The organism is Streptomyces sp. ERV7 (assembly GCF_001653515.1).
Classification (GTDB): Bacteria; Actinomycetota; Actinomycetes; order Streptomycetales; family Streptomycetaceae; genus Streptomyces.
This window is the reverse complement of the sequence record NZ_LYOY01000010.1, coordinates 1-3,615: the sequence shown is the minus strand read 5'-3', so window position 1 is coordinate 3,615 and position 3,615 is coordinate 1. Positions and strand designations below refer to the sequence as shown.

Sequence of the window (3,615 nt, the reverse complement as noted above, 5' to 3'; positions counted from 1 at the left end):
CCTTCGCGGGCCGCGTCGGGGACGACCCGGCGGGCGCCTTCGTCCGTACGGCCCTAACCGCGCGCGGAGTCGACACCTCGGCCCTGACCACCGACCCCGAACGGGCCACCCCGCTCACCGCCGTCCTCACCCGGGGCGCCGACCGGGCGATCCTCACCGCGCCGGGGTGTCTGGCCGCGACCGGGCCCGGGGACGTCCCCGAGGCGCTGCTCGCCGGGACCCGACACGTCCACGCGGCCTCGTTCTTCCTGATGCCGCGGCTCGCGGGGGCGCTGGCCGAGGTGTTCGCGCGGGCCCACGAGCTCGGCGCGACCACCTCGCTGGACACCAATGACGACCCGTCCGGCCGCTGGGACCCCGAACTGCTCGACCCGGTCCTGAAGGTGACGGACCAGGTGCTGCCGAACGCGGCCGAGGCGCGCGCCCTGACCGGGGTCGCCAAGGGCGTGGCCGAGGCGGCGGCCGCGCTGGCCCTGCGCGGCCCGCTCGTGGTGGTCAAGAACGGCGCCGAGGGGGCGCTGGCGCACGACGGGACGCGAGTGACGGCCATGCCCGCCCTGCCCGTCGAGCCGCTCGACACGGTCGGGGCCGGGGACAGTTTCGACGCCGGCTTCGTCGCCGCACTGCTGCGCGGGCTGGACCTGGCGGACGCCCTGGCCGTCGCCACGGCCTGCGGCTCGCTGTCCACCCGCGGTCGCGGCGGCACCGCGGCCCAGCCCACCTGGGACGAGGCCGTCGCCCACCTTCCGGGTGCGGTAGTCACCGCAGATACCGGAGTCACGGGAGTTTCCGCATGACCGAGACGAGTACCCAGACGCGTACCGAGACGAGTGGAGTCGCCGAGATGGCCGATGCGGCCGAAGTGAAGATCGCCTTCATGGGCGCCGGCAGCGTGGTGTTCACCCAGGGGCTGCTGGCCGACCTGTTCGCCTTCCCCGAGTTCGGCCGGCTGCGGATCGCGCTGCACGACATCGATCCGGAGCGGCTGGCGACCGCCGAGGCGGCGGCCCGGCACATCGCGGGGGCGCTGAAGGTCGCGCCCGTCATCACCGCGCACCCCGACCGGCGCGGCGCGCTGGACGGAGCGCACTTCGTGATCAACACCGTCCAGGTCGGTATGAACGCGGCGACCCGCACCGACTTCGCCGTCCCCGCGCGGTACGGACTGCGCCAGACCATCGGGGACACGCTGGGCGTCGGCGGTGTCTTCCGGGCCCTGCGCACCTTCCCGGTGCTGCGGGGAATCGCCGAGGACATGGCCGAACTCTGCCCGGACGCCTGGCTGCTGAACTACACCAACCCGATGGCCATGAACCTCCTCTATCTGCACCGGGTCGCCCCCCGGCTGAAGGCGGTGGGCCTGTGCCACTCGGTGTACTGGACGATGCACGACCTGTCCGAGCTGGTCGGCGTGGACTTCTCCGAGGTGTCGTACCTGGCCGCCGGGATGAACCACCAGGCGTGGGTGCTGCGCTTCGAGCGCGACGGCCGGGATCTGCATCCGCTCCTGGACGCCGCCATCGACAAGGACCGCGAACTGCTGCGCCGGGTCCGCGTCGACATGTACCGCAGACTCGGCCACTACCCCACCGAGACCAGTGAGCACTCCTCCGAGTACGTGCCGTGGTATCTGCACCACGACAGCGAGGTGGAGCGGCTGCGGCTGCCGATCGGCGCGTATCTCGACATCATCGAGGACAACACGGTCAGCTACGAACGCACCCGCAACGCCCTGGCGGCGGGCCGCCCGCTGCCGGTCGAGGGCACCATGGAGTACGCCCCGCAGATCGTCCACAGCATCGTGACCGGCACCCCCCGCACGGTCTACGGCAACGTCCCCAACAGCGGTCTGATCGCCAATCTGCCGACCGACTGCGTGGTCGAGGTCCCGTGCCTGGTCGACGCCTCGGGCGTACAGCCGACCCATGTCGGCGCGCTCCCGCCGCAGTGCGCGGCGCTGAACCGTACGTACGCGAGCGTCACCGATCTGGTGGTCCGGGCCGCCACCGAGGGCGAGCCCCGGCATGTGCGGCACGCCGCGATGATGGACGCGGCGACCGCCGCCACCCTGCCGGTGGAGCGGATCTGGGATCTGTGCGACGACCTCGTCCAGGCCCACGGGGAGCTGCTCCAGCCCGAGTTGAGGGTGCTGCTCGGGCATTGAGGGCGCGGCCCGCCTCAGTACGCCACGGTGAACCTCGTCCGGTGGTGGCGGGGCTCCTCGGCCTCGTCGAGGAGCGCCACCGCGAGGTCCTCCATGGAGATCGCGGACTCGCCCTTCTCGTCCACCAGGAGCTCGTCGGCGCCGAGCCGGTAGCGCCCGGTGCGCTCGCCCGGCTCCAGCAGGGCGGCGGGGCTGAGGTAGGCCCAGTCGACCTCCTCCTCGCCGCGCCAGACGGCGAGCTGCTCGGTGCAGGCCTGGGCGATGGGCCGCCAGTCGGCGGGGAAGTCCGGGTCGTCGACGACGGTGGCGCCGCCTCCGCCGGGCAGGGTCAGGGTGGCGGCGCCGCCGACGACCAGCACCCGCACACCGGTTCCGGCGAGTCCGGCACGCAGCGCCTCGGTCACCGTGACGAGGTCGCGCTCGCTGCCGGGGGCGGGCCGGGTGGCGCTGATGACCAGATCCTGTCCGGCGCTCAACTCGGCTATGTCCTCGATGTTCCCCGCGTCGCCGGTACGGGCGGCGGCGGCCGGGTGGAGTTCGGGGAAGCGGGCCCGGTCACGCACGACGGCGGTGACCTCGTGCCCCCGGGCGACGGCCTCGGCCACGACACGGCTGCCGACGTTTCCCGCGGCTCCGATGACGGTGATGCGCATGAGTGTCCGCTCCTTCTGCTTCGTCCGGCCACCCGGACGGTCTCTTAGTGCTAAGAGAAAACTATCTCACCACTAAGAGATTGGCTAGTCTGGTTCCGTGACCGACCATGTGGACCTCCTGCTCGCGCAGTGGGGCGAGCGCCGCCCCGACCTCGACGTCTCGCCGATGGCGGTGATCGGGCGGCTCAAACGCCTCTCCCGGATCGTCGAGGCGGAGCTGCGCCGCACCTTCGCCGAGCACGGCCTCGACCCCGCTTCCTTCGACGTGCTCGCGACCCTGCGCCGCAGCGCGCCGCCCCATCTGCTCACGCCCGCCGAGCTGATGCGCTCCTCGATGGTCACCTCGGGCGCCGTCTCCCAGCGCCTGGACCGGCTGGAGGAGCGCGGTCTGGTGACCCGCTCCCCGAGCCCGACGGACGGGCGGGTCGTCCAGGTCGGCCTCACCGCCGAGGGCAGCGCACTCGTCGACCGGGCGCTGCCGGACCACCTCGCCACGGAGGAGCGGCTGCTCGCGGCTCTCGGCCCGGACCGGCGGGACTCACTCGCCAAGACCCTGCGGGAACTCCTCGAATCCCTCGGGGACGGCGTCGGCTGACCCGTCGGCCGCGGCCCCGAACGGCCCGCCGGGTGCGGCGCGGGGCGACGGATGGAGTACGGCCGACGGGCGTGGGCACGCGCTGGAGGAGACAGTGGAGACGGCGTCGGCCCGCCCGGGCCCGGTCCAGCGCTCGGCCCGCCCGGGCCCGGTCCAGCGCGGAGCCGACGCCCCGCCCATCGGCCCGCAGCCCCCAGGAGGCC

The 3,615-nt window shown here is 73.3% G+C and carries 4 protein-coding genes; 3 read left to right on the top strand and 1 reads right to left on the bottom strand.

Going from position 1 to position 3,615, the window contains the following annotated elements:
- Together A8W25_RS05685 and A8W25_RS05680 are read left to right on the top strand one after the other, a co-directional pair.
- A partial coding sequence (locus A8W25_RS05685) for a carbohydrate kinase family protein (RefSeq protein WP_067156958.1) occupies nt 1–797 on the top strand: 797 nt, incomplete at its 5' end.
- 47 nt (nt 798–844) lie between these two features.
- Nucleotides 845–2,164 carry an alpha-glucosidase/alpha-galactosidase gene (locus A8W25_RS05680; protein WP_067156961.1) on the top strand — a complete coding sequence of 440 codons (1,320 nt, stop codon included), beginning with the start codon at nt 845–847 and terminating at the stop codon, nt 2,162–2,164.
- Nucleotides 2,165–2,178: 14 nt separating this feature from the next.
- On the opposite strand, the gene A8W25_RS05675 is transcribed toward A8W25_RS05680, so the two are convergent.
- On the bottom strand, nt 2,179–2,817 hold the full coding sequence (locus A8W25_RS05675) for an NAD(P)-dependent oxidoreductase (RefSeq protein WP_067156955.1): 639 nt from the start codon (nt 2,815–2,817) through the stop codon (nt 2,179–2,181).
- Nucleotides 2,818–2,914: 97 nt separating this feature from the next.
- On the opposite strand from A8W25_RS05675, the gene A8W25_RS05670 reads away from it, so the two are divergent.
- Nucleotides 2,915–3,412 carry a MarR family winged helix-turn-helix transcriptional regulator gene (locus tag A8W25_RS05670; RefSeq protein WP_067156952.1) on the top strand — a complete coding sequence of 166 codons (498 nt, stop codon included), beginning with the start codon at nt 2,915–2,917 and terminating at the stop codon, nt 3,410–3,412.
- Nucleotides 3,413–3,615 lie beyond the last annotated feature (203 nt).